Source organism: Bradyrhizobium sp. USDA 336 (genome assembly GCF_044908355.1).
GTDB lineage: Bacteria > Pseudomonadota > Alphaproteobacteria > Rhizobiales > Xanthobacteraceae > Bradyrhizobium > Bradyrhizobium yuanmingense.
Window position 1 is genome coordinate 585,877 of the sequence record NZ_JBIYDC010000002.1, and the last position, 26,487, is coordinate 612,363.

Sequence of the window (26,487 nt, forward strand, 5' to 3'; positions counted from 1 at the left end):
ATGAACGGGCGCCGCGCGCTGTTCGCGGCGCTCGTTCTTTTGTTTGGCGCGGTAAGTGCGCGGGCGAGCTCAGAGGGCCGTGCGCACGGCTTCACGCCCGAAGGCCTGGCAAAGGTCTCCGACTACATCAGGAACGAAATCGCGACCGGAAAATTTCCGGGGGCGATTCTGCTGCTCCAGCAACACGGTAAGCCGGTCTATTACGAGAGTTTCGGCGTCCGCGACGTCGCGACCCAACTTTCGATGAGCGCGGATACGATCTTCCGCCTTTATTCGATGACCAAGCCGATCACCTCGGTCCTGGCGATGATGCTGGTCGAGGAGGGTAAGTTTGCGATCAGCGATCCCGTCTCGAAATACATTCCGGCCTTCGCCGGCATGCAGGTCGGAGTCGAGAAGAAGGCCGAGGACAACAAGGTCTCGCTGGAGCTGGAGCCGCTCAAACGCCCGGTGACGATCGAGGATTTGATGCGGCATACCGCCGGGATCCCTTACGGCTATTATGGCGGGGACCTGGTGAACAAGCTCTACGCCGACGCCGGTCTGTTCGACAGGAATTCGACCAATGCCGAATTCGTCGCGAAGATCACCGCGCTGCCGCTCGCCGAACAGCCCGGCACGATCTGGGATTACGGCCACTCCACCGACGTGCTGGGGCGCATCATCGAGGTGATCTCGGGGACATCGCTGTTCGAGTTCGCGAAGACGCGGCTGCTCGACCCGCTCGGGATGAAGGACACGGCGTTTTACGTCGCCGATCCCGCCAAATGGCCGCGCATCGCCGAGCCGATGCCGCACGATCGGGCGATCAGCCCGATCACGCAGGTTCGCGATATCAGGAAGCCGCTGCGATGGGAGTCGGGCGGTGGCGGCCTCGTCGGCACGGTCGGCGACTATGCGCGCTTCTCGCAAATGCTGCTCAACGGCGGCACGCTTGAAGGTCGACGCTACCTGAAGCCGGAAACCATCGCCTTGATGGCGTCGGACCATATCGGTCCCGAAACCGGCGTCGAGCGCGACAAGCACTACTATCCGGGTGAGACCAGCGGCTACGGCCTCGGCTTCGCCGTACGTACTGCGGTGCCGCCGGGCACGAAGTGGCCGCTTGGCGAATATCGCTGGGATGGCGTTGGCGGCACGTTCTTCTTCATCGATCCTGAAGACGACCTGTTCGGAATCTTCATGGTGCAGACCCCCTCGCAGCGCGGCCGGATCCAGCTCGCGCTGAAGACGCTGATCTATCAGGCGATGGGGCGGTGAGACCTCTCCCCCTTTGCGTAGCCGGATGGAGCGAAGCGCAATCCGGGACGTCCTCACCGCGTGGATAGATCCCGGATTTCGCTGCGCTCCATCCGGGCTACGGGGCTGAGCTTTACGCCCCGCGCACGATCTCGCGCACGTAGCCGATCGTCTCCTCGATCTGGCTCGCATTGACGTCCAGATGGGTGCAGGCGCGAATGCGGCCGTCCATCATCGCGAGTGTCACGCCGCGCTGACGGAGAGCGGCGACCATCTTGTCACCGGGGATGCCGGCGCCGTCGGGCTTGAAGAACACGAGATTGGTCTCGGGCTCCTGCACCTCGATGCCCGAGATCTGCGACAGTCCGCGGGCGAGCGCGCGCGCATTGGCGTGGTCGTCGGCCAGGCGCTCGACGTGGTGGTCGAGCGCGTAGATGCAGGCTGCTGCGCATATGCCGGCCTGCCGCATCGAGCCGCCGAGCCGCTGCTTCCACTGCCAGACCGCGTCGATGAAGGCGCGCGAGCCTGCGAGCACGCCGCCGATCGGTGCGCCCAGGCCCTTGGAGAAGTCGATCCAGGCCGAGTCCCAGCCCGCGGTCATGTCGCGTGGCGAGATGCCGCTCGCAACTGTGGCGTTGAGTAGGCGTGCACCGTCCATATGGGTGACGAGGCCGTGCTGCCTGGCGATCACGACGATCTCGTCGAGCGCCGACTTCTTCCAGATCGTGCCGCCGCCGATATTGGCGGTCTGCTCGACGCTGACGACCGTCTGCGGCGGCTGGTAGCGCGTGCGCGGATGCAGCGCCTTGCGAAGAGTCTCCGGCGTGAACTGGCCATCGGGTCCCTTCAACTGCGTCACCTGGAAGCCGCCGATCGCGGCATGCGCGCCGCCTTCACGCGCGATGATATGCGCAGTCTCATGGGCGAGGATCTCGTCGCCGGGGCGGCAATGCACCAGCGTCGCGGTGACGTTGCACATCGTGCCGGAGGGCATGTAGACCGCCGCTTCCTTGCCGAGCAGATCGGCAACGCGTTCGCACAGCGCGTTCACGGTCGGATCATCGCCGACCTGCTCGTCACCGACCTCCGCCCGCGCCATCGCCTCGCGCATGCCTGCCGTCGGCTTGGTCTGCGTGTCCGAGAGCAGATTGATGCGCACCGGCGGCGCCTTGGGATCGACGGGGGGAGGGGTGTAGAGCATGCGACGGCTCCTAAGCAGTGCGGCCACTGAAGTGTGGCTCTTAAGCAAAAAGGCCCCGGCGAACCGGGGCCTTTCGATAATCAGATCTTAGCGCGAATAGAATTCGACGACCAGATGCGGCTCCATCTGCACCGGGAACGGCACGTCGGAGAGGCCGGGGATGCGGGCGTATTTCGCGGTCATCTTGCCGTGGTCGACTTCGAGATAGTCGGGGACCTCGCGCTCGGGAAGCTGGCTGGCTTCGAGCACGTGGGCGAGCTGCTTGGAGGCTTCCTTGACCTCGACCACGTCGCCGACCTTGAGCTGATAGCTCGAAATGTTGACCTTGCGACCGTTCACCTTGATGTGGCCGTGGTTGATGAACTGGCGTGCGGCGAAGATCGTGGAGACGAACTTGGCGCGGTACACGACCGCGTCGAGACGACGCTCCAGCAGGCCGATCAGGTTCTCGCCGGTGTCACCCTTGAGGCGGCTGGCCTCGACATAGATGCCGTGGAACTGACGCTCGGAGATGTTGGCGTAATAGCCCTTCAGCTTCTGCTTGGCGCGCAGCTGCACGCCGAAGTCGGAGAGCTTTCCCTTGCGGCGCTGGCCATGCTGGCCGGGGCCGTATTCACGGCGGTTGACGGGGCTCTTCGGGCGGCCCCAGATGTTCTGGCCCATACGGCGATCGATCTTGTACTTCGCCTCACTGCGCTTAGTCATCGCGTCCTCTTCAGGTCATGGTTTGAGGAAACGCGCCCTCCTGTGTGACGGGATGGTCCCGGCACCGACAGGTCCGATCCCCAAAGCTTAAGGGAAGAGGACCACGGGTCGCGAAACGCTTCGCGGGCCGAAACCGGCCCGCGAGCAGGCGGCTTTTAGGGGACTTTGGGGTTGGCTGTCAATTCTTTAGCCTGTCATTCCGGGACCTGCGACGACGGTATTCTTATGTCCTGACCGCCCGGACCGGCTTTGACCCCGCCGCCCGCAATTCGGCAGCAATTTCAGTGTTCAGGACCTGTTCCAGCCGGGTCAGGACTCGCGCGATCGCGGCGGCGTCGGTGACACGGTGGTCCCAGCGGATCACGACATGGATGGTCTGGTCCGGCTCGACCAGCCCGTAGCTCAAGACAAAGGGGCCCGGCGTGATCGGGTGGAGCTCGCCGCCCCCGTAGGCAGCCACCGAGCTTACAGCAAAGCTGCCGAACCAGTTACCGCGCTGACGGCCGACATTCAGACCGACGGCCAAGCAAAGGCGCCGCAAGGGCAGCGGCAGGCGGGTCGCCCGCATGATCTTGCGGTACATCGGAACATCCTCGACCGGGGCCGTCTTGCCGCGTCGGATTTCCGTATCGACGGCTGCGAGCGAAAGGGCCTCGGGACCTGCGATCCGCTGCAGCAGCACGCATTCCTCGCCATCCTCGATCCGGGCAATCGCGACCGTCGCCACGCTCTTTGGCAGCTCATACAGAGCCGGCAAGGGCCATTTGATGTAGAGGGTGCGCAGGATCGGCTCGTCCTTTGCAACCAGGGCGAAAGCCTTCACGAACATCGCGGCCCAGCCGGCGGGCGCAATTGCGTCCGCGCGGGCCTCCAGCAGGGGGCGGATATTGAGCGAACGGGCCAATGAAACGAAAGGTACGCCCTTCGAGGCGTGCATGAGGTCGCAGATCACACGACGATGCAGCGAAATGGTCTTGGGCGTCCCGCGCATAGGCCTCCGGTTCCAAATCAAAAGATCAAAATATGTGCAGCGAGCGGGGCCCGCCCGCTCGCTCTAGCACGAACCAACCCGCTTGGGACCAGTCGGTTCGCCGCAGAAGGGATCGCCAATGAGGAGCCTCCTTTAGACCAAAAAATACTCTATTTTCAATTATTTACATCTTGAGCGGGCGGTCCTGGCGGCGCCGGTCGTCATGCGTCAATCGGCTTGTTCAGCGCCTGACTCCCTCGCAGGCCGCCATGATGCCGCGCTGGAACAGCGACCAGTCGAAGCCCAGCGCGATCGCACGGTAGCCACGGTCGATCAACGCGTTGGCCTGGTCGGCGGTGCGCGCCACGCCGCCGATCGGCACGCCGCTTTTGAGGATGCCGGCCTCGGCGCGCGCGATCAGGTCCAGCAATTGCGGATCATCCATCTGGCCGCGCTTGTTGATGGAGGTGGCGAGATCGCCGGGACCGATCACCGCGACGTCGATACCGGGTGTTGCCATGATCTCGTCGATGCGATCGACCGCGTCGACGTGCTCGATCGTGATCATGCAGATCATCTCGTCGTCGGCAGAGGCCATGTAATCAGGCATCGACTGGCCCCAGCGGAACGGCGCGTGGAAGGGGCCCCAGAGCCGATCGCCGCGCGGCGGGTAGCGCACGCTGCGCACCGCTTTCTCGGCATCCACGCGGCTCGTGATCATCGGGAAGTTGATGCCGAAGGCACCGATGTCCATCGGCGCTTTCGCCAGCCACGGCTCGTTGGCTGCGATCCGCACCAGAGGCGTGCACGGCGTGCCCGTGGTCGCGGCGATCATCGCGTGGGCTTCGGTCAATCCGATCGGGCCGTGCTCGAGATCGACGATGATCCAGTCGAGCGAGCGCGCCATGATCTGCACCATCTGCACGCTCGGGATGGTCGCGATCGCACCGAAGGCGGGGCGACCCTCGCGCCAGAGCTGACGGAGACGGTTGAGCGGCGGAGTCGGGACCGACATGGAAAACCTGCGGGACGATGGCGACGGCAAAGCCTAGCAGCGCGCCGCCAGTGCGCAAGCTCAGGCCACCGCGCGTCCGCCGAAGAACGGCGTCAGCGTGGCGCTGAGACCATGCACTCGGTTCGATGTAAAGAACATCTCGGCGCCGGACTGCGCGATGCCGCCGGTCGGCGGGCCGAGCAGGTCGGAGACGCGGCGGGCGATCGCGGGCGCCGGATCAATCCAGTCGACAGGCCAGGGCGCGAGCTTCTTCATCCGGTCGAGCAGAAGCGGGTAGTGCGTGCAGGCGAGCACCACAGTGTCGGTGCGCGCGCTCGCATCCGAGGCGTCGCCCACGAAGCAGGGACCCAGCTCGGCGAGGATGGCTTCGTCGCTGATCGTGATGCCGCCGAGCGCGGCTTCGGCCAGCGAAGCGAGCTCGGGCGAGCCGACCAGCGTCACCTCGCATCCTTGCGCGAAATCGCGGATCAGCGCCTTGGTGTACTCGCGCTTCACCGTGCCCTTGGTGCCGAGCACTGAAACGCGACGGGTCCTGGACTGCGCACAGGCCGGCTTGATCGCCGGCACCGTGCCGACGAAGGCTACGGAATAGGCGGCGCGCAAGTGAGACAGGACCAGGGTGGACGCCGTGTTGCAGGCGATGACGACGAGGTCTGGCCTATGCCGGCCGATCAGCTCCCCCATCAGCGGCACGACGCGGGCGATGATCTCGTCCTCGCTGTGGTGGCCATAGGGGAAGAAGGCGTCGTCGGCGACGTAGACGTAATGCGCGTCGGGCCGCCCCGCCACGACCTCTCGGAGCACCGTGAGCCCGCCAAGGCCGGAATCGAACACCAGGATCGTCGGAGAATTGGTCACGTCGCCACCCTAGCCCGGCATGGTTACCATTCGGTTTTTAGGGCGATTTTGCGGCGATCCCGCAAAGACCCGGGGGGCGTCTCGTGTCACGGACGCGCTGCGTCGTCATCCCCGGCGTCACATCGGCCGCGCGGCGCTCACGCGATCCTGTTGGTGGTGGTCCCGCGCTCGGTTGCCAGCTGCTTCTGCAGGCGGTCGATGTTTTGCAACAGGCGCTGGCTGGTCAGCACCAGGAAGTAATAGCCGAATTGCGGATCCTGGAAGTAGATCTCGAGCAGCCGGTCATAGGTGATGGTCAGCACCTGGCCGTCCTCGATGCATTCGACCGTCCCCGTGCGCCGGTTGTCCGGCGTGAGGAAGCCGAGTTCGCCCATCAGCGCTCCGGGCCCGATCTCGACGTTGATCTCCTTGACCAGGAACTTGCCGGTGACGGTGAGGAACATTTCGTTGGCTGGGTCACGCATCTTGAAGAGGATGTCGCCGCGCCGGTATCTGCGCTCGGTCATGAATGGCTTGAGCCATTCGATCGACATGTCGCCTTCGGTCGCATGCCGCGCCTTCTTGACCAGCTTGAGCATCTGCCGCAGGCGCAGGGCGTTGATCGGAAGCATCAGGAGATAGAGCAGGAACGTCGCGACGTTGGCGGAGAGCGCGCCGAAGAGAGCAAAGAACGCGCAGCCGATCATGTTGGCCACGCGCAGAGGGACCATCGTCCGCATCAGGAGTGTGGCGACGAAGAAGACCGCCCCGACCACGGCGAACAGATTGGCGAGTGTGATGTTGTGGACGAAGATCTCCAGGAGCCGGTTGAAGATCGCCTCGTAGGTGACGCTGTCGGGATCGAGGCCCATCTGGACCAGGATTTTCGCGATCCTGAGGTTGTCCGTGGCCGCTTCGAGGATGCGGTCGAGGATCGACGAAACGTCTGCGCTGCCGGACGGCATGGTACTAACCCCACGTAAGGCATTCAGTCCTGGTCGGCACCCGTATAGCCGAATTCGAATGACGACCGCTTGAATGACGCTTCCGGCCATCGTGCCGCAAGGGGCAAATTTTAGCCTGATCGGGCGTTTCGGCAATTGCCCGTTGGTTGCGCGTCCGGCCGCGGGCAGCCGTGATTCGGGCCATCCCTGCGGGCTTGAGCGTCGCGGACGGGCCGAAGCGACCTTCGCTTACGGCTTGGTGGCGGGCTGCACGACCTGCTGTTCGACCAGGCCGAGCCGCCCCGGCAGCGAGCCGGCGCGCAGCAGCATGGCGACGCTGTTGGCCTCTTCCAGGGTGAAATTGCCGGAAATCTGGCCGGAGCCGCCGGTGATCGGCTCGCGGATCACGGGCGCTGAGATCACCTTGTCGTCGAGCACGATGGCAAAGGGCTTTCCGACGTTCTCTGCCGTGATATGGGCAAAGCGCCGCGTGCCGCGGCCGTTGAAGCGGAACGATGCGATCGGCTCCTTGCTCTCGCCGGTCAATCCCGGCCCGGCATAGCTGATATCGCCGCCCTCGAGCGCGCTGTCCTTGGCGACGAGATAAGGAAGCTTGTCCTTGAAGCCGAGCAGGACTTCCGTGCCCGCCGGTGGCGTGCCCGATTGCGCCTGCTGCGCGGACATCGAGAGGTCGATCAGGCGAAAGCCGACCTTGACCTTCCGGGCGAAGATCGCGGTGATTTGCTCGGGCTCCATCACGCCGGGCAGGAAGATGCGGATACGGTCTATCCCCTCGGGCTGGACGCTGGCGAGCTTGACGCCGGCGTCCTTGAGGCGCTGCTCGATCATGGCGATGGAATCTTCGACGAGATCGCGCAGCCGCGCGGCTGATGCGGCATCGGTCGGCGCGAGCTTGAGCAGCCCGTCGCCGGCGTCGGTGACGTTGAGCGCTTGTGTGGGCAGCCCCTCCGCCGCCGCGACGAGCTTGCGCGTGAGCTGTTCGCGGCCTTTGCCGTCAGCGATCTTCACGTCGACGCCGCCGTCGCGGATCGCAAGTCCGGAGAACGCGATGCGGCCCTCGCGCAGGATCTTGTAGACGTCGTCGCGCAAATCCGTGACGACCGCCTCCCGCAAGGCATCGGTGTCCACCCTGTAGACGATCCGCGATCCGCCCAGCTTCTCCATCTTGTCGGCGATGAAGGCCGCGACCTTGACCCGCACCTTGTCGAGCTGGCCGTCGGCAAGCGAGGCACCGGGCAGGGCGATCGCGGATACCATTGTGAACGCAGCGACCAGCCGTGTGATCCGGTTCCGCAGGGGCGTCGTCATGATGACCTCAAGTCTTGCGGCAGGGCGCTGGCGAGCGAATTCAGTGCCAGTACTTGGTCCCCCGATCAGCCGCACAGGTTCAAGCGGCGCAGCCGGTAAGCAATGGACGAACGGCAAATCATCCATCATTCTGGTCCGGCTCGGCCGAACACGGCCGAGGCCTCGCCGAACCAAACTGTCAAAAGATACGGCGGCGGGGACATGCATCTGAGGGAGGACGGAATTCATGGCGGGCATCCACGCGCTCGATCGGTTGATCGGCAACGACTATCCGGAACTGTTGACGGACGAGGAGGTCCGGGCATTCGAGCAGGTCCCCTACGCCGACCGCGTCGCGGCCAAGAGCACCTATGACGCCATCAGGCTTGGTGCCGAGCGCAATCCCGACGGGGCGGCGATCCAGTTCCTGCAAAATGCCGATCCTGCCGACACGCCGCTGGTGGTCACGCACCGCGATTTCATCGCGCGCGTCACCCAGGCCGCCAACATGTTTCACGCGCTCGGCGCCGAGAAGGGCGACGTTATCAGCTTCATGCTGCCCTTGGTGCCGGATGCGTTCGTCACTCTGTTCGGCGCCGAGGCCGCCGGCATCGCCAATCCCGTCAATCCGCTGCTCGAGCCGCACCAGCTCGCCGAAATCTTGGAAGCCGCGAACACCAAGATCCTGGTGGCGCTCGGGCCGATGCCGGGCACCGACATCTGGCAGAAGGTCGAGCAGATCCGCCCGCAGCTGAAGCATCTGAAAGCCATCGTGCAGGTGTTCGGCGGCGGCGATCCGGCCAATGGCATCTTCGCCTTCAACGACCTGATCAAGCAGCAGCCGTCGGATCGGCTGGTCAGCGGGCGCAAGATTGGCGGCAGCGACATCGCCGCCTATTTCCACACCGGCGGCACCACGGGTACGCCCAAGCTGGTGCGGCATACCCATGCCAATCAGGTCTATCAGGCCTGGGCACTCAATCTGCTGCTGAAGGGCAAGCCCGGCGCCAACCTGCTGTTCGGCATGCCGCTGTTTCACGTCGGCGGATCGCTGACACAGGTGCTGACGACTTTGTCGGGCGGGGGCTCGTTGGTCGTGCTGTCGCCGAGCGGCTGGCGCAACCCGAACGCGGTGAAGAACATCTGGCAGCTCGTCGCGCGCTTCAAGCCTGAAGCTCTGTCGAGCGTGCCGACCGTGCTCGCCGCGACGCTCGCGGTGCCGCCGGGGAATGCGGATATCTCGAGCCTGAAATATGCGGCCGGCGGCGGATCGGCGATTCCGGTCGCGGTCGGTTCGGCGATTCAGGAGAAGCTAAAGCTGCCGGTGGTCGAGGTCTACGGCATGACCGAGACCTCGAGCGTGCACACGCTCGCTTATCCGGGCCGGCCGATCCGGCTCGGCTCGGTAGGCCTTCCCATGCCCTATGCGCGGGTGCGCATCGTGCAGCTCGACGCCGATGGCCGCCTGATCCGCGACTGCAAGCCGGACGAGATCGGCGTCGTCATCATGGCCGGACCCGGCGTGTTCGGCGGCTATCTCAACGACGAGCACAACAAGAATGCCTTCATCGACGGGGTCTGGGTCAATTCCGGCGATCTCGGCCGGCTCGATGCCGACGGCTATCTGTGGATCACCGGCCGGGCCAAAGATCTCGTGATCCGCGGCGGCCACAACATCGATCCGGCGCCGATCGAGGAGATCATGTTCCGCCATCCCGCCGTCGGCTTCGCCGCGGTGGTCGGCCAGCCCGACGCTTACGCCGGCGAACTGCCGGTGGGCTACGTGCAGTTGAAGCCCGGCGCAAAGGTCGAGCCGGGTGAGCTGGAAGCCTGGGTGCGCGAGCGCACGCCGGAGCGCGCCGCCGTCCCGGTGCAGGTCATCCCGATCGACCCGATGCCGGTGACGGGCGTCGGCAAGGTGTTCAAGCCGCAGCTGCGCTGGGACGCGGCCGAGCGGGTGTTCACAAAGGTGCTGGCGCCGCTGGTCGAGCGCGGCATTGATTGCAAGGTGAAGGTCGGTCCGCACGGCAGCCACGGCTCGATCGCGACCGTAACGCTGACGGGCCTGCCGGCAGGCCAGCGCGAAGCGGTGAAGGGGGAGGTGCACGCACTGCTCGCACCCTTCGTGATGCGCCACGAGGTGGTGCAGGGATAGGTATGATGGCACGTCGGATCGACCAGGCTCGCGCCGCGCGTGCACGGCGAGGGTCGACTGCATTAGCTATAAGTCGCGATCGAGGAGCTTGTGTGATAGACCTCACATAGAAAAATTTGGCTTTCGTCGACGCTCCGAATAGTCTCAGGAAATTGCATCCGAGGGGGCTGCAGTGATTCCGTTGCGGCTGTTTGGTTTATTGATTTTTGCGACCTTACTGGCCTGCGGATCGGCACACGCCGATCGGCGGGTTGCGCTCGTCATCGGCAATTCAGCCTACAAGAGCGCGCCCAAGCTCACCAATCCCGCGAACGACGCCACGCTGATTGGCGGCATGTTCAAGAAGGCGGGCTTCGATTCCGTCGACGTCAGGCTGGATCTCAGTGCGAGCGAGATGCGGCGCATGTTGCGCGAGTTCGCCGGCAGGTCACGCGATGCGGACATGGCGGTGATCTACTATGCCGGCCACGGCATCGAGCTCGACGGCAACAACTATCTCATTCCGACTGACGCGACGTTGGAGACGGATGGCGACGTCCTCGACGAGACCATCCCTGTCGAGCGCGCATTGTTCGCAGTCGAGCCCGCCAAGCAGCTGCGCCTGATCATTCTCGATGCCTGCCGCGATAACCCGTTTGCGAAGACGATGAAGCGCACGCTGGCCTCGCGAGCGATCGGACGGGGCCTCGCCAAGGTCGAGCCAACCAGCCCGAATACGATGATTGCCTTCGCTGCGAAGGCCGGTTCGACCGCATCCGACGGCGATTCTCGCAACAGTCCGTTCGCTGCCGCGCTGGTCGAGCACCTGCCGAAGCCGGGCCTCGATCTGCGCAAGGCGTTCGGCTTCGTCCGCGACGACGTGCTCAAAACAACCGGCTACAAGCAGGAGCCTTACGTCTACGGCTCGCTCGGCGGCGACGACGTGCCGCTCGTGGTGAAGCCGGCCGCAACCGGACCGCAGGCCAACCCGCAGGACGCGGTTCGCAGGGACTACGAGCTCGCGCTCCAGCTTGCGACGCGCGATGCCTGGGAGGCGTTTCTGGCGGCCTATCCGGACGGCTTCTATGCCAACCTCGCCAAGGGACAGTTGAACAAGATCGGCGCCGAAGAGACACGCGTGGCTGCCGAGCAAAAGGCCAAGGCGGCCGAGCAGGAAAAGGCAAGGCTTATCGCCGAGCGCGCTCAGAAAGCCGAGCAGGAGAAGGCGGCTGCTGCAGCCAAGGCCGCCGAAGAGGCGCGCATCGCCGCGGAGAAGCAAAAGCAGATCGAACAGGCCAGGGCGGAAGCGGCCGAGCAGCAGCGCAAGGCCGCCGAGGCGGCGGCCGCGAAAGCGCTGGCCGAGAAACAGGCGGCAGAGAAGGCCAAGGCCGAGCTGGCCGCCAAGCAGGCCGCCGAGAAAGCGGAGCAGGCCGCCAAACCGGCCGCCGATCGGCAGATGCCCGAAGTCGAGAACCAGAAAGTGGCTGCGCTCGCGCCCGGACCCACATCCACATTATCGGCAGCCGAGCTTTCCAAATCGGTACAAAGCGAATTGCGCCGCGTCGGCTGCCTGACCTCGTTTGCGGAGAGCGAGTGGAGTTCGGCCGCTCAGCGTTCGCTGACGCTGTTCAACAAATATGCCGGCACCAAGTTCGACGTGAAGCTGGCCAGCGTCGACGCACTCGACGCGCTGAAGGCCAAGCCGGGACGGGTCTGTCCGCTGGTGTGCAATTTCGGATTCAAGGCCGACGGCGATCAATGCGTCAAGATCACCTGCCGGGCCGGTTATCGTGTCAATGACGATAACGAATGCGAAAAGGTGCAGGAGAAGAAGCCTGTTGCGACGCGCGAGAACTCCAGACCGCGAGACGATGAGCGGAAGGCAAGCGAGTCCGCGCCGTCAAAGCCGCAGGCGACCGGTCAGGTCTTTTGCAACAGTGCAGGGTGCCGGCCGGTCCGGCAAGGTTGTCGGCTCGAGACGTGGGGCGCCAACAGGGCTGCTGGCTTGATGGCCGGCGGCGGCACCAGCATGATCGAAGTCTGCAACTGAACCGGCGAGTGCCCGCCCGCTAGCCCGCCGGCATTCGTGTTTCCACCAGGCGCGCCCAGAACGAGGCGCCGTGACCCAGAATGTTGTCGTTGAAGACGTAGGCTGGGTGGTGGCACTCGTTGCCGTCGCCCATGCCGACCAGCACCATCGCGCCGGGGCGTGCTTCCAGCATGAACGAAAAGTCCTCGGCGCCCATCATCGGGACGAACTTGTCGTTGACCCGATCGGCGCCGACGATGTCGCGGGCGACGTCGGCGGCAAGGCCGGCCTCGCGGGCATGGTTCATCGTCACCGGATACATCCGCGTGTACTTCGTCTCGGCCGAGCCGCCATAGGCGCGGGCGATGCTGTCGGCGACTTCGCCGATGCGGCGTTCGACGAGATCGCGCACTTCGGGGTCGAGCGTGCGCACCGTGCCGGCGAGCTCGGCGACCTCCGGGATGATGTTGAAGGCGGTGCCGGAGTGGAATTGCGTGATCGAGATCACCGCCGATTTCAGCGGATCGACGTTGCGCGCCACGATCGATTGCAGCGCGTTGACGATCTGCGAGCCGATCAGCACGCTGTCGACCGACTTATGCGGGCCGGCGCCGGCGTGGCCACCCTTGCCGCGGACGGTGATCTGGATGTTGTCGGAGGAGGCGAGCATCGCACCCGACGTGGTGGCGAAATGGCCCTCGGGCAGGTTCGGCATGTTGTGCATGCCGTAAACCTCCTGGATGTTCCAGCGCGTCATCAGCCCGTCCTCGACCATGGCCTTGCCGCCGCCACCGCCTTCCTCGGCCGGCTGGAAGATCATCACGGCCGTGCCGTCGAAATTGCGCGTCTCGGCGAGATATTTGGCCGCGCCCAGCAGCATCGCGGTGTGGCCGTCATGGCCGCAGGCGTGCATCTTGCCCGGGACCTTCGAGGCATAAGGCACGCCCGACGTCTCCATGATCGGCAGCGCGTCCATGTCGGCGCGCAGGCCGATTGTCTTGCCGGAGGCCGACTTGCGGCCGCGGATCACGCCGACCACGCCGGTGCGGCCGATGCCCGTCACCACCTCGTCGCAGCCGAATTCGCGCAAGCGATCGGCGACGATGCCGGCGGTGCGGTGGACTTCGTAGAGCAGCTCGGGATTCTCGTGGAAGTCATGGCGCCAGGCGGCCATTTCGTCGGAGAGGGCGGCGACGCGATTGACGATGGGCATGAGGGAATCCGTTTTCTGGTTGTCGTTTGTAGGGTGGGTTAGCCCCGTGGATGCGCAAGCGCATCCACGGGCGTAACCCACCACGGTTTCCGTGGGAGCGAAAGAGGTTGGTTACGCCCAGCGGACTGCGCTTCGCGCAGGCCGCAAGGCTAACCCACCCTACGATCCTACGCTTCCCCGAACACGCGCCTGAAGATCGTGTCGACGTGCTTGAGGTGATAGCCGAGGTCGAACTGCTCCTCGATCTCGGCGTCGGTGAGATATGTCTTCACCTCACGGTCCTTCTTCAGCAGCTGAAGGAAGTCGCCTTCGCCGCGCCAGACCGGCATGGCGTTGCGCTGCACGAGCTTGTAGGCGTCCTCGCGGCTGGCGCCCTTCTGGGTCAGTGCCAGCAGCACGCGCTGCGAGTGCACGAGGCCGCCGAGGCGGTCGAGGTTCTTCTGCATGTTGGCGGGATAGACCAGCAGCTTGTCGATCAGGCCGGCGAGGCGCACCAGCGCGAAGTCGAGCGTCACGGTGGCGTCCGGGCCCATCATGCGTTCGGCCGAGGAGTGCGAGATGTCGCGCTCGTGCCAGAGCACGACGTTCTCCAGCGCCGGCGTCACATAGGCGCGCACCATGCGGGAGAGGCCGGAGAGGTTCTCCGACAGCACCGGATTGCGCTTGTGCGGCATGGCGGAGGAGCCCTTTTGTCCCTCAGAGAAGAACTCTTCGGCCTCGAGCACCTCGGTGCGCTGCATGTGGCGGATCTCCACGGCAATGCGCTCGATCGAGGAGGCGATCACGCCGAGGGTCGAGAAATACATCGCGTGACGGTCGCGCGGGATCACCTGGGTCGAGATCGGCTCCGGCACGAGTCCCATGGCCTTGGCGACGTGCTCTTCGACGCGCGGATCGATCTGCGCGAAGGTGCCGACGGCGCCGGAGATCGCGCAGGTCGCGACCTCCTTGCGCGCCGCGATCAGACGTTCCTTGGCACGCGTGAATTCGGCATAGGCATAAGCGAGCTTGAGGCCGAAGGTCACGGGCTCGGCATGGATGCCGTGGCTGCGGCCGATAGTCGGCGTCATCTTGTGCTCGAAGGCGCGCTTCTTGAGCGCGGCCAGCACCTTGTCGAGGTCTGCGAGCAGGAGGTCGGCGGCGCGGGTGAGCTGGACGTTGAGGCAGGTATCGAGCACGTCGGAGGAGGTCATGCCCTGGTGCACGAAGCGCGCCTCGGGACCGACGATCTCGGCGAGGTGGGTGAGGAAGGCGATGACATCGTGCTTGGTCTCGCGCTCGATCTCGTCGATGCGGGCGACGTCGAAGATGGCGTCCTTGGCCTTGGCCCAGACCGTCCGGGCGGCCTCCTTGGGGATGGTCCCGAGCTCGGCGAGGGCGTCCGCCGCATGCGCCTCGATCTCGAACCAGATCTTGAACCGGGTCTGCGGCTCCCAGATCGAGGCCATTTCCGGGCGGGTGTAGCGGGGGATCATTGGGCGCTCCAGGAAGGTGGGCGGGCGGTCCCGAGAACGGCGGCGCCGGCCAAAATGCTTTTTACGCCGTGATGTAACAGAGCAGGCAGGGCGAAACAAACGGTCTGGGCCCCGGAAGAAGGGCATCGCCGACCTTTCCACCGGACCGGCCGGCCGGGATGGCGGCGCCTGGCCGCAGATATTAACTGTCAATCACGGATCATTGACTGACAGATATTGAAATCTGTCAGCGGGACGTGTATATCCGTTCTCGGACGCTCCGATTGGGCGTCCCGCGACAAGCCCCGGGGAGCCCGACATCCGAGCCACGCTCGGATCGGAGGGCGGATTGAAGAGCGGGGACCGCGGACGAATGGAGACTTAGACAATGACGACCGAAATCCTCAATTTCACCGGCGTGATTGGGCATTGGCTCAATTTGCTGGTGGCGCGCCAGATCGCGGCGCAGGCTGCAAAACTGCCGCATTAAGGCATAGGCTTTCCGAACGACCGGCCAGGGCGCTTCGGAAGCAGCCCTAGTGCCGGAGTAAACTGAGCCCTGAATGGGAACATGGTGCTGGCATGAATGAAGCTGTTGTCTTGACGCCGGAGCGGATCCTCGAAGTCACCGAGGACGTGCTCAGGCGTTACGGGCTTGCCAAGGCCACCGTGGTCGACGTTGCCCGTGCGCTCGACGTGAGCCACGGCAGCGTCTACCGCCATTTTCCCAGCAAGGCTTCGCTACGCGAGGCCGTTGCCAAGCGCTGGCTGGACCGCATCGACGCCCCGCTGCTGGCGATCGCCAGGGAGCAGGGGTCGGCGCCCGACAGGCTCGACCGCTGGCTGCGCACGCTGTTCGCGGCCAAGCGTTCGCGTGTGCTCGATGATCCTGAAATGTTCGAGACTTATCTGACCCTGGCACGCGAGGCCTGTGCGGCGGTCAAATGCCACAAGGACGCGATGATCGACCAGATCGCCGCGATCCTGACCGACGGCGTGAAGCAGGGCGAGTTCGCCGTGGGCGACGCCAAGGTGACCGCGCGCGCGATCTTCGATGCGACCGTCCGCTTCCACCATCCGGCCCATGCCGAGGAATGGAAGGACGCCGATCTCCCCGCACGCCTCGATGCGACGCTGGCGCTGCTGCTGCGTGGGCTGAAGGCGGCCTAAGGCCGCAGAATCCGTTCAGCCCTGGGTGCTGTCAATCAACCTCGCGTTTTCTGAAGAGCGGCGCCGTCGCGGGGCAAGGGTGCGGATGCCGAATGTCTTCGCGTGTGGAAGGCAGGATCGGACGATGGCACGACCGGCGGACTGTCCGGATAAGCGTTGACCGCGATTTCGACGGCGTCCTTCGACCGCCTTCGAAGCCGGTAGAATGTCAGCTCCTGATCGAACATCGGACAGCGAAAGTGGACGATGGCGGTGTCCGGCAGGCGGCAAAGTTCGTCGATGAGCTCGCCTACTGTGATGATGGGGGGATGGTCGGCTGCTTTGGGGTGACCCTTACTCATGACCCTTTACTCCTTGTCTGCCGTACTAACCGGAGCCGGATCGGAACCGTTCCAATTTCGTTCAGCAGATTGAGGATTGCGAGGGATGAGGCTGTGCGGCAGCTTTGCTGCTAGATCCTCGTCAGCCCGCAGGTCGCGGCGAGCCGCACCAGCTGCGCATCGGTGCGCGCGCCGGTCTTCGATTTGATCAGGTAATGATAGTTCTGGACGGTCTTGACGCTGAGATTGAGATGCGCCGCGATCTCTTCGGTGGTGGCGCCGCCGGCGAACTGGCGCAAAATCTCGATCTCGCGCTCACCCAGCTGGTCCAGCACCGAGCCGGTCGGAGACAGGCTGTCCTCCGCCAGCACATGTGCGATGTCGTCGCTCATGGCGCGCTCGCCGCGCGCCACGCTGCGGATGGCATTCACGACCGCGGACGGCTCGCTGCTCTTGGTGACGAAGCCGGAGGCGCCGGCGCCGAAGGCCGATTTCACCAGCACGGCCTCGTTGTGCATGGTGAAGACGAGAATGCGCGCCCGCGGGCTGCGGGCGCGGATGTTGCGGATCGCCTCCAGCCCGCTCGCGCCGGGCATCGAAATGTCGAGCACCACCACGTCGGGGTCATGCGCCTTGAACGCGCCGTAGGCGTCGGCGGCGTTGTCGGCTTCCGCCACGACATGCAGATCGCCCTGGCTCTCCAGCACGCGCCGATAGCCTTGCCGCACGATCGGATGGTCGTCGACCAGCAGCACGGAGATGCCTGTTGCCGCCACCTCGTTCATCCCGGCCTCACGCAGCGAGCGGGATGGTCGCGGCAACGCTGAGGCCGCCGCGGGCGGGCAGGATCGACAGCGATCCGCCGGCCGCCGTGACGCGCTCGCGGATTCCGGTGAGGCCGAAGCCGGCCGATTGCGCGACGCGCTCTGCATCGCCGCCGCCATCGTCCTCGACGCGGATCAGCAGCGCGTCGTCCTCGCCCGCGCGCCGCTCGACGCGGAGCGAGATCTCGCGCGCCGCACTGTGGCGCAGCGCGTTGGTTAGGCATTCCTGTGCGACCCGATAGGCGGTGGTGGCGGCCGGGCCGCTGATGTCGGTGAGGTCGCCCCTGAGATCGAGCTGGATCGCCGGCCGCGCCGCGCTGTGCGAGCGCCAGCTGTCGACGAGATTGACGAGGCTCGCCTCGAGCCCGAGCTCCTCCGGCAGCGGATTGCGCAGCCGGTTCAGCGCGTCGCGCAGCGAGGCCATCAGATGGTGTGTCGCCTGCGAGATCATGCGCGCGTCTTGCGCGATCCCATCATCCTTGTGCCGCTTCGTGCTCGCCGTCTCGATCGTGTTGGCGAAGGCGAGAATGGCGGACAGATTCTGCCCGAACTCGTCGTGCAGCTCGCGGGCGAGCGCGCGGCGCTCGTCGTCGCGGATCTCGATCAGGCGGCGCGTCAGCGCGGCGCGCTGCTCGGTCGCTTCCTCCAGCCGGCCGCCGAGCTCGCCGACGGCGCTGCCGATCATCGCCAGCTCCATCGAGCGGAACCGCGGCAGCCTGGTGCGGTATTGACCGCGTGCCATGCGCTGAAGCGCGGTGACGATCGCGCGCGCCGGCGCCAGCGCATGCGCGATGGCGAGCGAAGCAAGCAGGGCGATCGCCGCCGCCATCAGCAGCGCGACGTCGATGACGTTGAGGACATAGTCCCAGGCGAGCGCGATCGCGGCGGCCGCATGGGGTGTCGCAACGACGGTTCCGGCGACTGCGGCGCGGGGACTGACGGGCCGCACCACCTCGGCGTGGCTGCCGAGGAAGGTCGGCACGATGGCGGCGAACCAGCGCGGCGGCGTCTTGCCCAGCCCCTCGCTCTGGCCGCAGAGCGGCTTTTCGAAGGCCGCAGCGGGCTGGAACTCGACGCAGACGCCGGGCGAGATCAGCTTCATCGTCTCCAGCGTGCGCCAGTCCGGAACCGGCAGGAGATGCTCGCGGGCCCTGCTGCTGCGCAACAACAGCTCGCGCCAATACAGCGCCTGAAGCGCCTGCGCGACCCGCTGCGCCGACGCCGCCGTCGCCCGATCGACGCTGCGGTAGGCATCGAACGTGGCCCATACGGTCGCGGCTCCCAGGCACAGCGCTACGATCAGAAGCAGGCGGGCTACAAGCTGAAGCACGAGGCGCATGCGATCACCCCCGACGTTTGCTAAGGTTAGCCTAACAACGCCGCCGTGCCTTGCCAATCGCAGGGAACGCTAGGGATTGCAGCTCGGGCAAATTTCCCAAGCCGGATTGGGCATGGGTCTTTGGACCTGAAACGGCGGCTTTGATCTAATCGGTGAGGACACGTTGCAGGCCGGTGCCTGCAAGCCAGGAGCGGTGCAGCATGAGTTCGATGACGATTGGACCAATCGCAAGCCAGGCTGCCGACCCATCCGAGCGCAGCGCGCTGCTGTTCTGGATGATCTTCACCGGGCTGTCGATCTTCGCTGTCGTGCTGCTGTGGCGCTTCGGCCTGATTCATCTGATGCTGACCTCGGACCGCACCTACATTTCAGCGGTGATCGCGGCGCTCTACGTCCTCACCTGCGGCCACTGCTTCCTGCGGACCCGGGCCATCGCGCGGGAAGGGGCCGCGGCGCGGCGCTGCCGCGCCGTGCTGGCGGCACCGGACGGCAGCAAGGCGCTGGATGCGAGCGCGGCGGTGCTGCCGCGCGGATTGGTGCGCGACCATATCCAGAGCCTGGTGACGAAAGCCGCGGCGCAGGACTACCGGCCGGTCGACCAGACGCTGCTGCTACGTAATCTCGCCGATCGCTTGCGCGGCTCCAACGGGTTCGGCGCCTTCGTCTCCGATACGCTGATGAAGCTCGGTCTGCTCGGCACCATCATCGGCTTCATCATCATGCTGGCGCCGATCGCGGGGCTGGACGCCGCGGACAAGGTCGCGATGCGCTCCTCGATGGGCTTGATGAGCGACGGCATGGCGATCGCGATGTACACGACGCTGGCCGGCCTTGTCGGCTCGATCCTGATCCGCATCCAGTACTACATGCTCGACGCCGCGACCCAGCGGGTGTTCTCGGACGCGGTGGTGCTGACCGAGACCTATGTGACGCCGGTGCTGGAGCGCAAGGGTTTTGGAACGCCGTCATGATGGATGATTTCGGTCTCTATCCGCGCGAGGAGCCGTTCGACCCGCTGGGCGTGATGCTGTTCAAGGCGCTCCAGGTGATCGCCTTCCTGTTCTTCCTGGCGCTGCTGGCGGTCTCCCCCGACGCCAAGGACGGCAAGATCGATTCCAAGGCGGAGTTCATGATCACGCTGGACTGGCCGGACAACCACCCCGACGACCTCGACCTGTTCGTGCAGGATCCCGCCGGCAACATCGCCTGGTATCGCCACCGCGAGGCCGGCTTCCTCACGCTCGACCGCGACGACCGCGGCGGGGCCAACAATTTCATCATCGTCAACGGCAAGAAGATCGCCTCGCCGATCCGCGAGGAGATCGTCACGGTGCGTGGCATCCTCGCCGGCGAGTACGTCGTGAACGTCTCGCATTTCGTCGCCACCACGGGCGAGCCTGTGACGGCCAGTGTGAAGGTGCAGAAGCTCAATCCGACCGCGCAGGTGATCTTCGACAACAAGTTCACGCTCGACCACACCGGCGACGAGAAGACCGCGGTCCGATTCCGGATCGATGCGGAAGGCAAGGTCGTCGATGTCGATCAGCGGCCGAAATCGCTGTTGGAGACGTTCCGCAGCAGCTGGCGCAACGGCGGCGATCTCGATGCCAGGACCGGCGTGAGCAGGAACGCTACGAGGGTACGCCGTGAGTAACCTGCAAACGGTCATCCTGACGCTGTCGGTCGCGTATGCCGTCATCGGCGCGCTGCTGCTGGTCGTTCTGGTCTATGCGCGGCTGCACTGGTCACTGAAGGCGGTCGCCGTGGTCGTGACCAGCACCTTCTACATCGTCAGCTTCACGGAAATGCGCGGCCTGCTCGGTTGGGCCAGCACGGACCGGCTGCCGACCACGTTCAAGCTCCTGAAGGCCCGCATCGTCGAGCCGCATTCGCTTGATGGCGATCCCGGCTCGATCTATCTCTGGGTCGAGGCGCTGGATGAGGACAATCGCCCGAGCGGCATCCCGCGCGCTTTTCGTGTGCCGTACAATGACCGGCTGGCCGACAAGACCCACGCCGCCGAGAACGAGATCGCGGCCGGACATCCGCAAGGAGGGCGCGCGGCGGATTTCGGCGGCGGCAACGGCAGCCTGATCGACCTGGTTCGAGAATATGTGACGCCTAAGACCATCCTGGAGACCAGCGGCGGCGATTCCTCGACCGGCGAGTTCACTGCGCCGCCGGCCGGTGCCCAGGACGCGGTGTTCACGCCGATTCCGCCGCCCCGGATGCCGCCCAAGGACGAGCAATAGGCCATCACCATCATCGTAGAGCAGTGCTGGCAAACGGCCCAGTGCTGGCGCATCTTGTTGACCTCCCTCAATTTGGCCTTATCGGCTTCCAATAAGAATCTGAGGGTGGAGGGTGCGTGCTTCTCGCTGTCTTCTCGGATATCCATGGCAACAGGCAGGCGTTCGAGGCCTGCCTGAAGATCGCGCGTGCGAAGGGCGCGGAGGGCTTCGTCCTGCTCGGCGACTTCGTCGGCTATGGCGCCGATCCGGAATGGGTGGTGGACACCGCGATGGAGCTGGTCGCGCAGGGCGCCGTCGCGGTGCGCGGCAATCATGACCAGGCGATCAATTCCACGGCCGAGACGATGAACGCCGAGGCGCAGATCGCGATCGAATGGACCCGCGGTCGCCTCGACACGGCGCAGCGGCGATTTCTGGCCGAATTGCCGATGCAGGTGGAGGACGATGGCCGCCTGTTCGTGCATGCGGAAGCCTCGCATCCCCAGCGCTGGCACTATGTCCGCTCGACCGTGGACGCCGCCAAGAGCCTGATTGCGACACGGGCCCACGTCACCTTTTGCGGCCACATCCACAGGCCGGCGCTCTATTCGATGTCGGTGACGGCGAAGATGACGAGCTTCGTGCCGAAGTCCGACGTCCCCGTGCAGCTGCTGCGCGGACGGCAATGGCTCGCCGTGCTCGGCTCGGTCGGCCAGCCCCGCGACGGCGATCCGTCAGCGGCCTTCGCACTGTTCGACACCGAATCGTGCCAGATCACCTATTGCCGCGCGCCCTATGACGTCGACACCGCAGCGAGCAGGATCCGCGACAACGGCCTGCCGCCTTGGCTTGCCGACCGCTTGTTGCAAGGGCGCTGACGGATGCCCAAACCCCTGGTCAAGTCAGGCGCGGAGATCGACGGTTTTACGATCGGCGAATGCGTTCATGCCGGCGGCATGGCGACGCTTTGGACCGTCACCCATCCCGGCATCGACGTGCCCTTGCTGATGAAGATCCCGCGGGTGTCGGAGGGCGAGGACGCCGCCGCGATCGTCTCCTTCGAGATGGAGATGATGATCCTGCCGCGGCTCGCGGGGCCGCACGTGCCGGCCTGCTTCGGCACTGGCGATTTCGCCCGCCAAGCCTATGTCGTGATCGAGCGCATTCCCGGTGCCACGCTGTACAAGCGGCTCCCCGACCTGCCGCTGCCTTATGACGAGGCGCGCCAGCTCGTCGCCAGGATCGCGACAGCGCTTGCGGATCTGCACCGGCAGAACGTGATCCACCACGACATCAAGCCAAGCAGCATCATGGTCCGCGAGAGCGGCGAGGCGGTGCTGATCGACTACGGCCTGTCGCATCACAACCACCTGCCGGACCTGTTGCAGGAGGAATTCCGCCTGCCTTACGGCACCGCGCCCTATATGGCACCCGAGCGGCTGCTCGGGGTGCGTGACGATCCGCGCAGCGATCTGTTTTCGCTCGGCGTGCTGCTCTACTTCTTCACCACCCGCGAGCGGCCGTTCGGCGAGGGTGAGACGCTGCGGGCGATGCGGCGCCGGCTGTGGCGCGATCCGCATCCGCCGCGGAAGCTTCGTGCGGATTATCCGCCCTGGCTTCAGGAGGTGGTGTTGCGCTGTCTGGAGATCGAGCCGGTGTGGCGCTATCCGACCGCGGCCCAGCTTGCCTTCGATCTCGCTTATCCGGACCAGGTCAAGCTCACCGCGCGCTCGGAGCGAGTGAAGCGCGATCCCCTCGGCATCGTCTGGCGCCGGCGCTTCAACCAGGGCGCCATGGCGCCGCGCGCGAAATCGGATGTCGCAGCCCAGATCGCATCGAGCCCGATCCTTGCTGTTGCGCTCGACACGGCGGAGGGCGCTCCGGAGCTGAACGAGGCGCTGCGCGTGACCACCGAGCGCACCCTCGCCACCTTGCCCTCGGCGCGGCTTGCCTGCGTCAACGTGCTGAAGCTGAACCGGATTGCGATCGACCGGACATTGGACGAGCAGGGCTCCAACAAGCATATCGATCGCCTGGTCGCGCTCAGGCATTGGGCAACGCCGCTCAAGCTGGATGAGAGCCGGCTGTCGGCTCATGTGCTGGAGGCGGTCGATCCCGCCGCCGCGATCCTGGAGTTTGCCAAGGCCAACCAGGTCGACCATGTCATCATCGGCGCGCGACAGAGCTCGTTCCGGCGCATGCTGCTCGGCAGCGTATCGGCCAAGGTGGCCTCGGAGGCGAGCTGCACCGTCACCGTGGTGCGGCCACCGCGATTGGCAGGGGACGTCGGCGGGCCGGAGGCCGGCGAAGGTTAGGCCGGCCGGGGCGATTTTACAGGCCGGATCAGGCCGCGTGGACGGCAAATGCGCGCTTGCGGCGGATCGGCCAGGCGAATTGCGGTCCCGGCTCGCCGTGATCCGCGCTGCCGCCGAAATACTGGATGATCTCGCGGCAGGGCTCGCAATTGAACAGGTTACGCGACGCGGACGCCTTGGTCATTTCCTTCAGGCAGTTCGGGCAATGCGGTTTCATGGGCGGTCCGGAAAAGAGTTCTTAGTGTCGGCGCGGCGAGCCAAGCGAACGGTCGAGGTCCGAAGTGTCGAGCCCGGCATCGTCGTCCAGCGTGCCATCGGCGCGCTCGAGGCGGCCGAAGAAATAATCGAGGCTCGGATGCGGGCGCCGTGGAATCCGGCACCGGCGCTTCGGCTGACGCCTCACGAGTGCGATCTGCATGACGTCAGCCCCTGGTGCGGTCGCGACGGATGTTGCGGGCCGGACGTGCCGGGGCCTCGACCGGTCCGGCCGAGGGACTGAACACCACAAACGCACTGAAACCAATCCACAACGCCACGCCAGTCCAAACCAGGGTCGTCGTCATGATGTGCTCCCGCGAAAACAGGCAGGAATCACTAGCAATGATTTGCGCGAATCAGTGAAGCCCGGATGAGTACGGACCAAGGCTACAATTTTAAGGTTTGCGCCTTGCAGAACCCGTGGAAGCCGCAGTTCTTCCCGCGTGCGGCCGACGCACTTTGCCGGTGCGCGCATCGTCGAGGATATCCCGGATGCGCCTTGCGTCTCGAACACAGCGAAATCCATAGCGCCCGGTGTAGTCGGTATCGGGCGAACGGGTCGAGCGCCCTGACGCAAAGTTCAGGTGGCCGACGCCGCCGCCGATGTCGAGGATTTCGAACACTTCATCCATGGCGTCGAACGAAGTAGCACTCACGCTGCGTCTGCTCCAGGCCGTGCGCACGATCAGCGCGCGGCGGTCGGTGATCACATAAAGCGTCTGCAGGTCTTGCAGCAGCATCACGAACGGAGCTGCAATCATCCCAACCCCAATCATTGCCAGAGGTTGGGTCGCTTGGTCGATCCAATCGTTGCTGACGGCGATGACGGTCAGCAACAACCAGGGAAATCCGATCCACCAGAGAAATCGCCACATTGTCGCGTTGGCGATGGCGTCGGGCTGCCCCTGCCAGACCACTTGCTCTCCATCCTGAAGGGACTCGGCGAGAAGACGAAGCAGGCCGGCAGTAAACGGAGTGGCGCGGAGTTTATCCATTCCACTTGGTCGTAGCGGCCGCGGCTCCGGTTCGGATCGCGATGGTCTCAGATCGCCTCGCCGCGTGCCCCAAGTGCCGCGTTGCGGATCGCGGCGATGTTGGTCTTGTAGGCCTCCTGCGTGCCGCCTTTGAACACCGAGGTGCCCGCGACGAAAGCGTTGGCGCCGGCCGCGGCGAGCGCACCCGCAACATCGGGGCCGACGCCGCCGTCGACCTCGATGTCGATCGGGCGGCCCGCAACCATCGCGCGGATGTCCCGGATCTTGTTGATCGCGGAGGGGATGAAGGCCTGGCCGCCGAAGCCGGGATTGACCGACATCACCAGCACGAGGTCGACGAGGTCGAGGACGTATTCGATCGCGCTGATCGGCGTCGCCGGATTGAGCGAGACGCCGGCCTTCTTGCCGAGCGCGCGGATGGCCTGGAGCGAGCGGTGCAAATGGGGACCTGCCTCCGCGTGCACGGTGATGTGGTCGCAGCCCGCCTTCGCGAAGGCCTCGAGATAGGGATCGCAGGGCGAGATCATCAGATGCGCGTCGAAGATCTTCTTGGTGTGCGGGCGCATCGCCCTGATGACGTCAGGGCCGTAGGAGATGTTCGGAACGAAGTGCCCGTCCATCACGTCGAGATGGATCCAGTCGGCGCCGGCGGCGTCGACGCTGCGCACCTCCTCGCCGAGCTTCGAGAAGTCCGAGGCCAGGATCGAGGGCGCGATGGCCAGGGGGCGAGGGGCGAAAGCTTGGGTCATGGCGCGTTTTCCCGGGACGGACGGACGACGAATGGCCTCGCCTAACATGGGCCCTTGTGCCGGGCAATGCAGGAGGGGCGCGCTTCCTGTGGGCGGAAATTTCTGCCGCCGGCGGCATGAATTGCCGATGTTCCCGCGGCCTGCACGACCCGACGGATGCGGATATCGTTGAGCTTTTCGCGATGGCACGGCGCTTGCTGACTTCAGCCGCAGAACATTGGTCGCGGCATGCCGCATCCTGTTGGAGTTGTGCAATGTTGTTCGCCCTTGGTGCGGTATCGAACGCGCTCGACGCGATCCAGTCGCTGACGAACGCGAAATCGTCGTCGGCGGCGCACAAGACGGGCTCCTCGCAGAGCGCGCCGACCAATCCGTTCGCAATCGACAGCGGCAGCAGCAGCACGACCGGCGCGACCTCGTCAGTCAATGCAGGTAAATATCCGCAGATCTCGGCGGAGACGATGAATGCGCTGTTCGCGGCGCAGAGCCAGTCGGCCGACGGCACATCCTCGACGTCGAAGGGCCGGGAGGCTGCGCTGAAGGATCTCTTCTCGCGGATCGACGTGGATGGCGACGGCAAGATCACCAAGTCCGAGTTCGAGGAAGCGCTTGGCGCGGGCGGCACCAATCTGGCCCAGGCCGACGACGTGTTTTCGAAGATGGACGCGAATGCGGACGGCAGCGTCAATCTCGGCGAGATGACGAAGGCGCTGAGGGGCGGTCACGGCCGTGATCACGCGGAAGGCGCGGATTCCTCGTCGCAACCCAGCCGCGGTTCGACGTCGACCACGACAACCAATGCCGACGGCTCGACCACCACCACCGTCACCTATGCCGACGGCTTCAAGATGTCGACCACGGTGCCGGGCGCCGCCAGCTCGTCGAATGCGAAAGGTGGCGGCAATTCGCCTTATGACTGGTTCGGGCAGATGATGCAGCGCCAGGCGCAGGCCAGCGCGGGATCAGCAGCTTCATCGATGTCGATCAGCGTGTGAGCCCATCCCGAAGCGAACCGGCAGGTTCGTGCGTGATGTCACGACAGGCATAGCGGTCACGGATCTCGCGATTGAAGAACGTTCCTTTTGCGCGCGCATCCCTGAACGCAGCAGCGATCTCGGGCGGAACATCCTCATAGACATAGAGGCGCCCGCTGACGAACGTCACCTTCAGTTCGCGTCTATCTGGCGCATAGCGAAAAAAGCGGATCACGGAAGAGGGCATGGCCGCACACCTTGTC

The 26,487-nt window shown here is 65.2% G+C and carries 28 protein-coding genes; 10 read left to right on the forward strand and 18 right to left on the reverse strand.

Annotation, left to right across the window (positions count from 1 at the left end; all coding sequences use genetic code 11):
* On the forward strand, positions 1-1,260 hold the full coding sequence (locus tag ABIA45_RS03530; protein WP_404651074.1) for a serine hydrolase domain-containing protein: 1,260 nt from the start codon (positions 1-3) through the stop codon (positions 1,258-1,260).
* A gap of 112 nt (positions 1,261-1,372) precedes the next feature.
* On the opposite strand, the gene ABIA45_RS03535 is transcribed toward ABIA45_RS03530, so the two are convergent.
* The 7 genes from ABIA45_RS03535 to ABIA45_RS03565 form a co-directional block, all read right to left on the reverse strand.
* Positions 1,373-2,440, reverse strand: a complete 1,068-nt coding sequence (locus ABIA45_RS03535; RefSeq protein WP_404651075.1) for a threonine aldolase family protein — start codon at positions 2,438-2,440, stop codon at positions 1,373-1,375.
* 87 nt (positions 2,441-2,527) lie between these two features.
* Complete coding sequence (rpsD, locus tag ABIA45_RS03540) at positions 2,528-3,145, reverse strand: 30S ribosomal protein S4 (protein WP_036012915.1); 618 nt, start codon at positions 3,143-3,145, stop codon at positions 2,528-2,530.
* A gap of 223 nt (positions 3,146-3,368) precedes the next feature.
* Positions 3,369-4,136: an acyltransferase gene (locus ABIA45_RS03545; RefSeq protein WP_404651076.1), complete on the reverse strand. Its 768-nt coding sequence runs from the start codon at positions 4,134-4,136 to the stop codon at positions 3,369-3,371.
* A 220-nt stretch (positions 4,137-4,356) separates the two neighbouring features.
* On the reverse strand, positions 4,357-5,130 hold the full coding sequence (locus tag ABIA45_RS03550; protein WP_404651077.1) for an HpcH/HpaI aldolase/citrate lyase family protein: 774 nt from the start codon (positions 5,128-5,130) through the stop codon (positions 4,357-4,359).
* Positions 5,131-5,190: 60 nt separating this feature from the next.
* A complete protein-coding gene (gene murI / locus ABIA45_RS03555) occupies positions 5,191-5,988 on the reverse strand; it encodes a glutamate racemase (protein WP_404651078.1) in 798 nt (265 codons plus the stop codon).
* Between the two features lie 137 nt (positions 5,989-6,125).
* Positions 6,126-6,932, reverse strand: coding sequence for a Crp/Fnr family transcriptional regulator (locus tag ABIA45_RS03560; RefSeq protein WP_404539907.1), 807 nt, complete (start codon positions 6,930-6,932; stop codon positions 6,126-6,128).
* A gap of 228 nt (positions 6,933-7,160) precedes the next feature.
* On the reverse strand, positions 7,161-8,240 hold the full coding sequence (locus ABIA45_RS03565) for a SecDF P1 head subdomain-containing protein (protein WP_404539910.1): 1,080 nt from the start codon (positions 8,238-8,240) through the stop codon (positions 7,161-7,163).
* Between the two features lie 226 nt (positions 8,241-8,466).
* Here ABIA45_RS03565 and ABIA45_RS03570 point away from each other — a divergent pair, with 226 nt between their 5' ends.
* On the forward strand, positions 8,467-10,374 hold the full coding sequence (locus ABIA45_RS03570) for an acyl-CoA synthetase (RefSeq protein WP_271544905.1): 1,908 nt from the start codon (positions 8,467-8,469) through the stop codon (positions 10,372-10,374).
* Between the two features lie 172 nt (positions 10,375-10,546).
* Complete coding sequence (locus ABIA45_RS03575; RefSeq protein WP_271544904.1) at positions 10,547-12,403, forward strand: caspase family protein; 1,857 nt, start codon at positions 10,547-10,549, stop codon at positions 12,401-12,403.
* 19 nt (positions 12,404-12,422) lie between these two features.
* On the opposite strand, the gene ABIA45_RS03580 is transcribed toward ABIA45_RS03575, so the two are convergent.
* Together ABIA45_RS03580 and purB are read right to left on the reverse strand one after the other, a co-directional pair.
* Positions 12,423-13,595, reverse strand: coding sequence for a M20 aminoacylase family protein (locus ABIA45_RS03580; protein WP_271544902.1), 1,173 nt, complete (start codon positions 13,593-13,595; stop codon positions 12,423-12,425).
* 167 nt (positions 13,596-13,762) lie between these two features.
* The gene (purB, locus tag ABIA45_RS03585) at positions 13,763-15,070 is read right to left on the reverse strand and encodes an adenylosuccinate lyase (RefSeq protein ID WP_404539923.1); all 1,308 of its coding nucleotides are present in this window, start codon (positions 15,068-15,070) and stop codon (positions 13,763-13,765) included.
* Positions 15,071-15,631: 561 nt separating this feature from the next.
* On the opposite strand from purB, the gene ABIA45_RS03590 reads away from it, so the two are divergent.
* The gene (locus tag ABIA45_RS03590; protein ID WP_198399603.1) at positions 15,632-16,219 is read left to right on the forward strand and encodes a TetR family transcriptional regulator; all 588 of its coding nucleotides are present in this window, start codon (positions 15,632-15,634) and stop codon (positions 16,217-16,219) included.
* A 35-nt stretch (positions 16,220-16,254) separates the two neighbouring features.
* Here the strand turns inward: ABIA45_RS03590 and ABIA45_RS03595 are convergent, their stop codons facing one another.
* The 3 genes from ABIA45_RS03595 to ABIA45_RS03605 form a co-directional block, all read right to left on the reverse strand.
* Positions 16,255-16,560, reverse strand: coding sequence for a hypothetical protein (locus ABIA45_RS03595; RefSeq protein WP_275502224.1), 306 nt, complete (start codon positions 16,558-16,560; stop codon positions 16,255-16,257).
* A gap of 110 nt (positions 16,561-16,670) precedes the next feature.
* Entirely contained in the window at positions 16,671-17,324 is a 654-nt protein-coding gene (locus ABIA45_RS03600) for a response regulator transcription factor (RefSeq protein WP_036012892.1), read from the reverse strand.
* A 7-nt stretch (positions 17,325-17,331) separates the two neighbouring features.
* On the reverse strand, positions 17,332-18,702 hold the full coding sequence (locus ABIA45_RS03605; protein ID WP_404651079.1) for a sensor histidine kinase: 1,371 nt from the start codon (positions 18,700-18,702) through the stop codon (positions 17,332-17,334).
* A gap of 200 nt (positions 18,703-18,902) precedes the next feature.
* On the opposite strand from ABIA45_RS03605, the gene ABIA45_RS03610 reads away from it, so the two are divergent.
* From ABIA45_RS03610 to ABIA45_RS03630, 5 genes are all read left to right on the forward strand, one after another.
* Positions 18,903-19,673, forward strand: coding sequence for a MotA/TolQ/ExbB proton channel family protein (locus ABIA45_RS03610; RefSeq protein WP_404539934.1), 771 nt, complete (start codon positions 18,903-18,905; stop codon positions 19,671-19,673).
* A complete protein-coding gene (locus tag ABIA45_RS03615) occupies positions 19,670-20,356 on the forward strand; it encodes a hypothetical protein (protein WP_036043556.1) in 687 nt (228 codons plus the stop codon). Before ABIA45_RS03610 ends, ABIA45_RS03615 begins: the two co-directional genes overlap by 4 nt.
* On the forward strand, positions 20,349-20,954 hold the full coding sequence (locus tag ABIA45_RS03620) for a hypothetical protein (RefSeq protein WP_271544893.1): 606 nt from the start codon (positions 20,349-20,351) through the stop codon (positions 20,952-20,954). Before ABIA45_RS03615 ends, ABIA45_RS03620 begins: the two co-directional genes overlap by 8 nt.
* A 116-nt stretch (positions 20,955-21,070) precedes the next feature.
* Positions 21,071-21,811, forward strand: coding sequence for a metallophosphoesterase (locus ABIA45_RS03625; protein ID WP_271544891.1), 741 nt, complete (start codon positions 21,071-21,073; stop codon positions 21,809-21,811).
* Positions 21,812-21,814: 3 nt separating this feature from the next.
* Positions 21,815-23,248, forward strand: coding sequence for a universal stress protein (locus ABIA45_RS03630; protein WP_404651080.1), 1,434 nt, complete (start codon positions 21,815-21,817; stop codon positions 23,246-23,248).
* A 28-nt stretch (positions 23,249-23,276) separates the two neighbouring features.
* Here the strand turns inward: ABIA45_RS03630 and ABIA45_RS03635 are convergent, their stop codons facing one another.
* The 5 genes from ABIA45_RS03635 to rpe all read right to left on the reverse strand — a co-directional run bounded on the left by ABIA45_RS03635 (position 23,277) and on the right by rpe (position 25,250).
* Positions 23,277-23,465 carry a hypothetical protein gene (locus tag ABIA45_RS03635; protein ID WP_109143246.1) on the reverse strand — a complete coding sequence of 63 codons (189 nt, stop codon included), beginning with the start codon at positions 23,463-23,465 and terminating at the stop codon, positions 23,277-23,279.
* 21 nt (positions 23,466-23,486) lie between these two features.
* Positions 23,487-23,666 carry a hypothetical protein gene (locus ABIA45_RS03640; RefSeq protein WP_157280726.1) on the reverse strand — a complete coding sequence of 60 codons (180 nt, stop codon included), beginning with the start codon at positions 23,664-23,666 and terminating at the stop codon, positions 23,487-23,489.
* A gap of 4 nt (positions 23,667-23,670) precedes the next feature.
* Complete coding sequence (locus ABIA45_RS03645) at positions 23,671-23,811, reverse strand: hypothetical protein (protein ID WP_271544886.1); 141 nt, start codon at positions 23,809-23,811, stop codon at positions 23,671-23,673.
* A gap of 90 nt (positions 23,812-23,901) precedes the next feature.
* On the reverse strand, positions 23,902-24,501 hold the full coding sequence (locus ABIA45_RS03650) for a hypothetical protein (RefSeq protein WP_271544884.1): 600 nt from the start codon (positions 24,499-24,501) through the stop codon (positions 23,902-23,904).
* Positions 24,502-24,548: 47 nt separating this feature from the next.
* Positions 24,549-25,250, reverse strand: coding sequence for a ribulose-phosphate 3-epimerase (rpe, locus tag ABIA45_RS03655; protein ID WP_271544882.1), 702 nt, complete (start codon positions 25,248-25,250; stop codon positions 24,549-24,551).
* Positions 25,251-25,504: 254 nt separating this feature from the next.
* Between rpe and ABIA45_RS03660 the strand changes: the two genes are divergently transcribed.
* Positions 25,505-26,245 carry an EF-hand domain-containing protein gene (locus tag ABIA45_RS03660; protein ID WP_404651081.1) on the forward strand — a complete coding sequence of 247 codons (741 nt, stop codon included), beginning with the start codon at positions 25,505-25,507 and terminating at the stop codon, positions 26,243-26,245.
* On the opposite strand, the gene ABIA45_RS03665 is transcribed toward ABIA45_RS03660, so the two are convergent.
* Positions 26,235-26,471: a KTSC domain-containing protein gene (locus ABIA45_RS03665; protein ID WP_404651082.1), complete on the reverse strand. Its 237-nt coding sequence runs from the start codon at positions 26,469-26,471 to the stop codon at positions 26,235-26,237. The two genes, ABIA45_RS03660 and ABIA45_RS03665, sit on opposite strands and share 11 nt — an antisense overlap.
* Between the last annotated feature and the right edge of the window lie 16 nt (positions 26,472-26,487).

Excerpts from the sequence above, each read along its gene's own strand:
- ABIA45_RS03530 (WP_404651074.1), top strand. The coding sequence starts at position 1 with ATGAACGGGCGCCGCGCGCTGTTCGCGGCGCTCGTTCTTTTGTTTGGC.
- ABIA45_RS03535 (WP_404651075.1), bottom strand. The coding sequence starts at position 2,440 with ATGCTCTACACCCCTCCCCCCGTCGATCCCAAGGCGCCGCCGGTGCGC.
- rpsD (WP_036012915.1), bottom strand. The coding sequence starts at position 3,145 with ATGACTAAGCGCAGTGAGGCGAAGTACAAGATCGATCGCCGTATGGGC.
- ABIA45_RS03545 (WP_404651076.1), bottom strand. The coding sequence starts at position 4,136 with ATGCGCGGGACGCCCAAGACCATTTCGCTGCATCGTCGTGTGATCTGC.
- ABIA45_RS03550 (WP_404651077.1), bottom strand. The coding sequence starts at position 5,130 with ATGTCGGTCCCGACTCCGCCGCTCAACCGTCTCCGTCAGCTCTGGCGC.
- ABIA45_RS03560 (WP_404539907.1), bottom strand. The coding sequence starts at position 6,932 with ATGCCGTCCGGCAGCGCAGACGTTTCGTCGATCCTCGACCGCATCCTC.
- ABIA45_RS03565 (WP_404539910.1), bottom strand. The coding sequence starts at position 8,240 with ATGACGACGCCCCTGCGGAACCGGATCACACGGCTGGTCGCTGCGTTC.
- ABIA45_RS03570 (WP_271544905.1), top strand. The coding sequence starts at position 8,467 with ATGGCGGGCATCCACGCGCTCGATCGGTTGATCGGCAACGACTATCCG.
- ABIA45_RS03580 (WP_271544902.1), bottom strand. The coding sequence starts at position 13,595 with ATGCCCATCGTCAATCGCGTCGCCGCCCTCTCCGACGAAATGGCCGCC.
- purB (WP_404539923.1), bottom strand. The coding sequence starts at position 15,070 with ATGATCCCCCGCTACACCCGCCCGGAAATGGCCTCGATCTGGGAGCCG.
- ABIA45_RS03590 (WP_198399603.1), top strand. The coding sequence starts at position 15,632 with ATGAATGAAGCTGTTGTCTTGACGCCGGAGCGGATCCTCGAAGTCACC.
- ABIA45_RS03595 (WP_275502224.1), bottom strand. The coding sequence starts at position 16,560 with ATGAGTAAGGGTCACCCCAAAGCAGCCGACCATCCCCCCATCATCACA.
- ABIA45_RS03600 (WP_036012892.1), bottom strand. The coding sequence starts at position 17,324 with ATGAACGAGGTGGCGGCAACAGGCATCTCCGTGCTGCTGGTCGACGAC.
- ABIA45_RS03605 (WP_404651079.1), bottom strand. The coding sequence starts at position 18,702 with ATGCGCCTCGTGCTTCAGCTTGTAGCCCGCCTGCTTCTGATCGTAGCG.
- ABIA45_RS03610 (WP_404539934.1), top strand. The coding sequence starts at position 18,903 with ATGAGTTCGATGACGATTGGACCAATCGCAAGCCAGGCTGCCGACCCA.
- ABIA45_RS03615 (WP_036043556.1), top strand. The coding sequence starts at position 19,670 with ATGATGGATGATTTCGGTCTCTATCCGCGCGAGGAGCCGTTCGACCCG.
- ABIA45_RS03630 (WP_404651080.1), top strand. The coding sequence starts at position 21,815 with ATGCCCAAACCCCTGGTCAAGTCAGGCGCGGAGATCGACGGTTTTACG.
- ABIA45_RS03635 (WP_109143246.1), bottom strand. The coding sequence starts at position 23,465 with ATGAAACCGCATTGCCCGAACTGCCTGAAGGAAATGACCAAGGCGTCC.
- ABIA45_RS03640 (WP_157280726.1), bottom strand. The coding sequence starts at position 23,666 with ATGCAGATCGCACTCGTGAGGCGTCAGCCGAAGCGCCGGTGCCGGATT.
- ABIA45_RS03645 (WP_271544886.1), bottom strand. The coding sequence starts at position 23,811 with ATGACGACGACCCTGGTTTGGACTGGCGTGGCGTTGTGGATTGGTTTC.
- ABIA45_RS03650 (WP_271544884.1), bottom strand. The coding sequence starts at position 24,501 with ATGGATAAACTCCGCGCCACTCCGTTTACTGCCGGCCTGCTTCGTCTT.
- rpe (WP_271544882.1), bottom strand. The coding sequence starts at position 25,250 with ATGACCCAAGCTTTCGCCCCTCGCCCCCTGGCCATCGCGCCCTCGATC.
- ABIA45_RS03660 (WP_404651081.1), top strand. The coding sequence starts at position 25,505 with ATGTTGTTCGCCCTTGGTGCGGTATCGAACGCGCTCGACGCGATCCAG.
- ABIA45_RS03665 (WP_404651082.1), bottom strand. The coding sequence starts at position 26,471 with ATGCCCTCTTCCGTGATCCGCTTTTTTCGCTATGCGCCAGATAGACGC.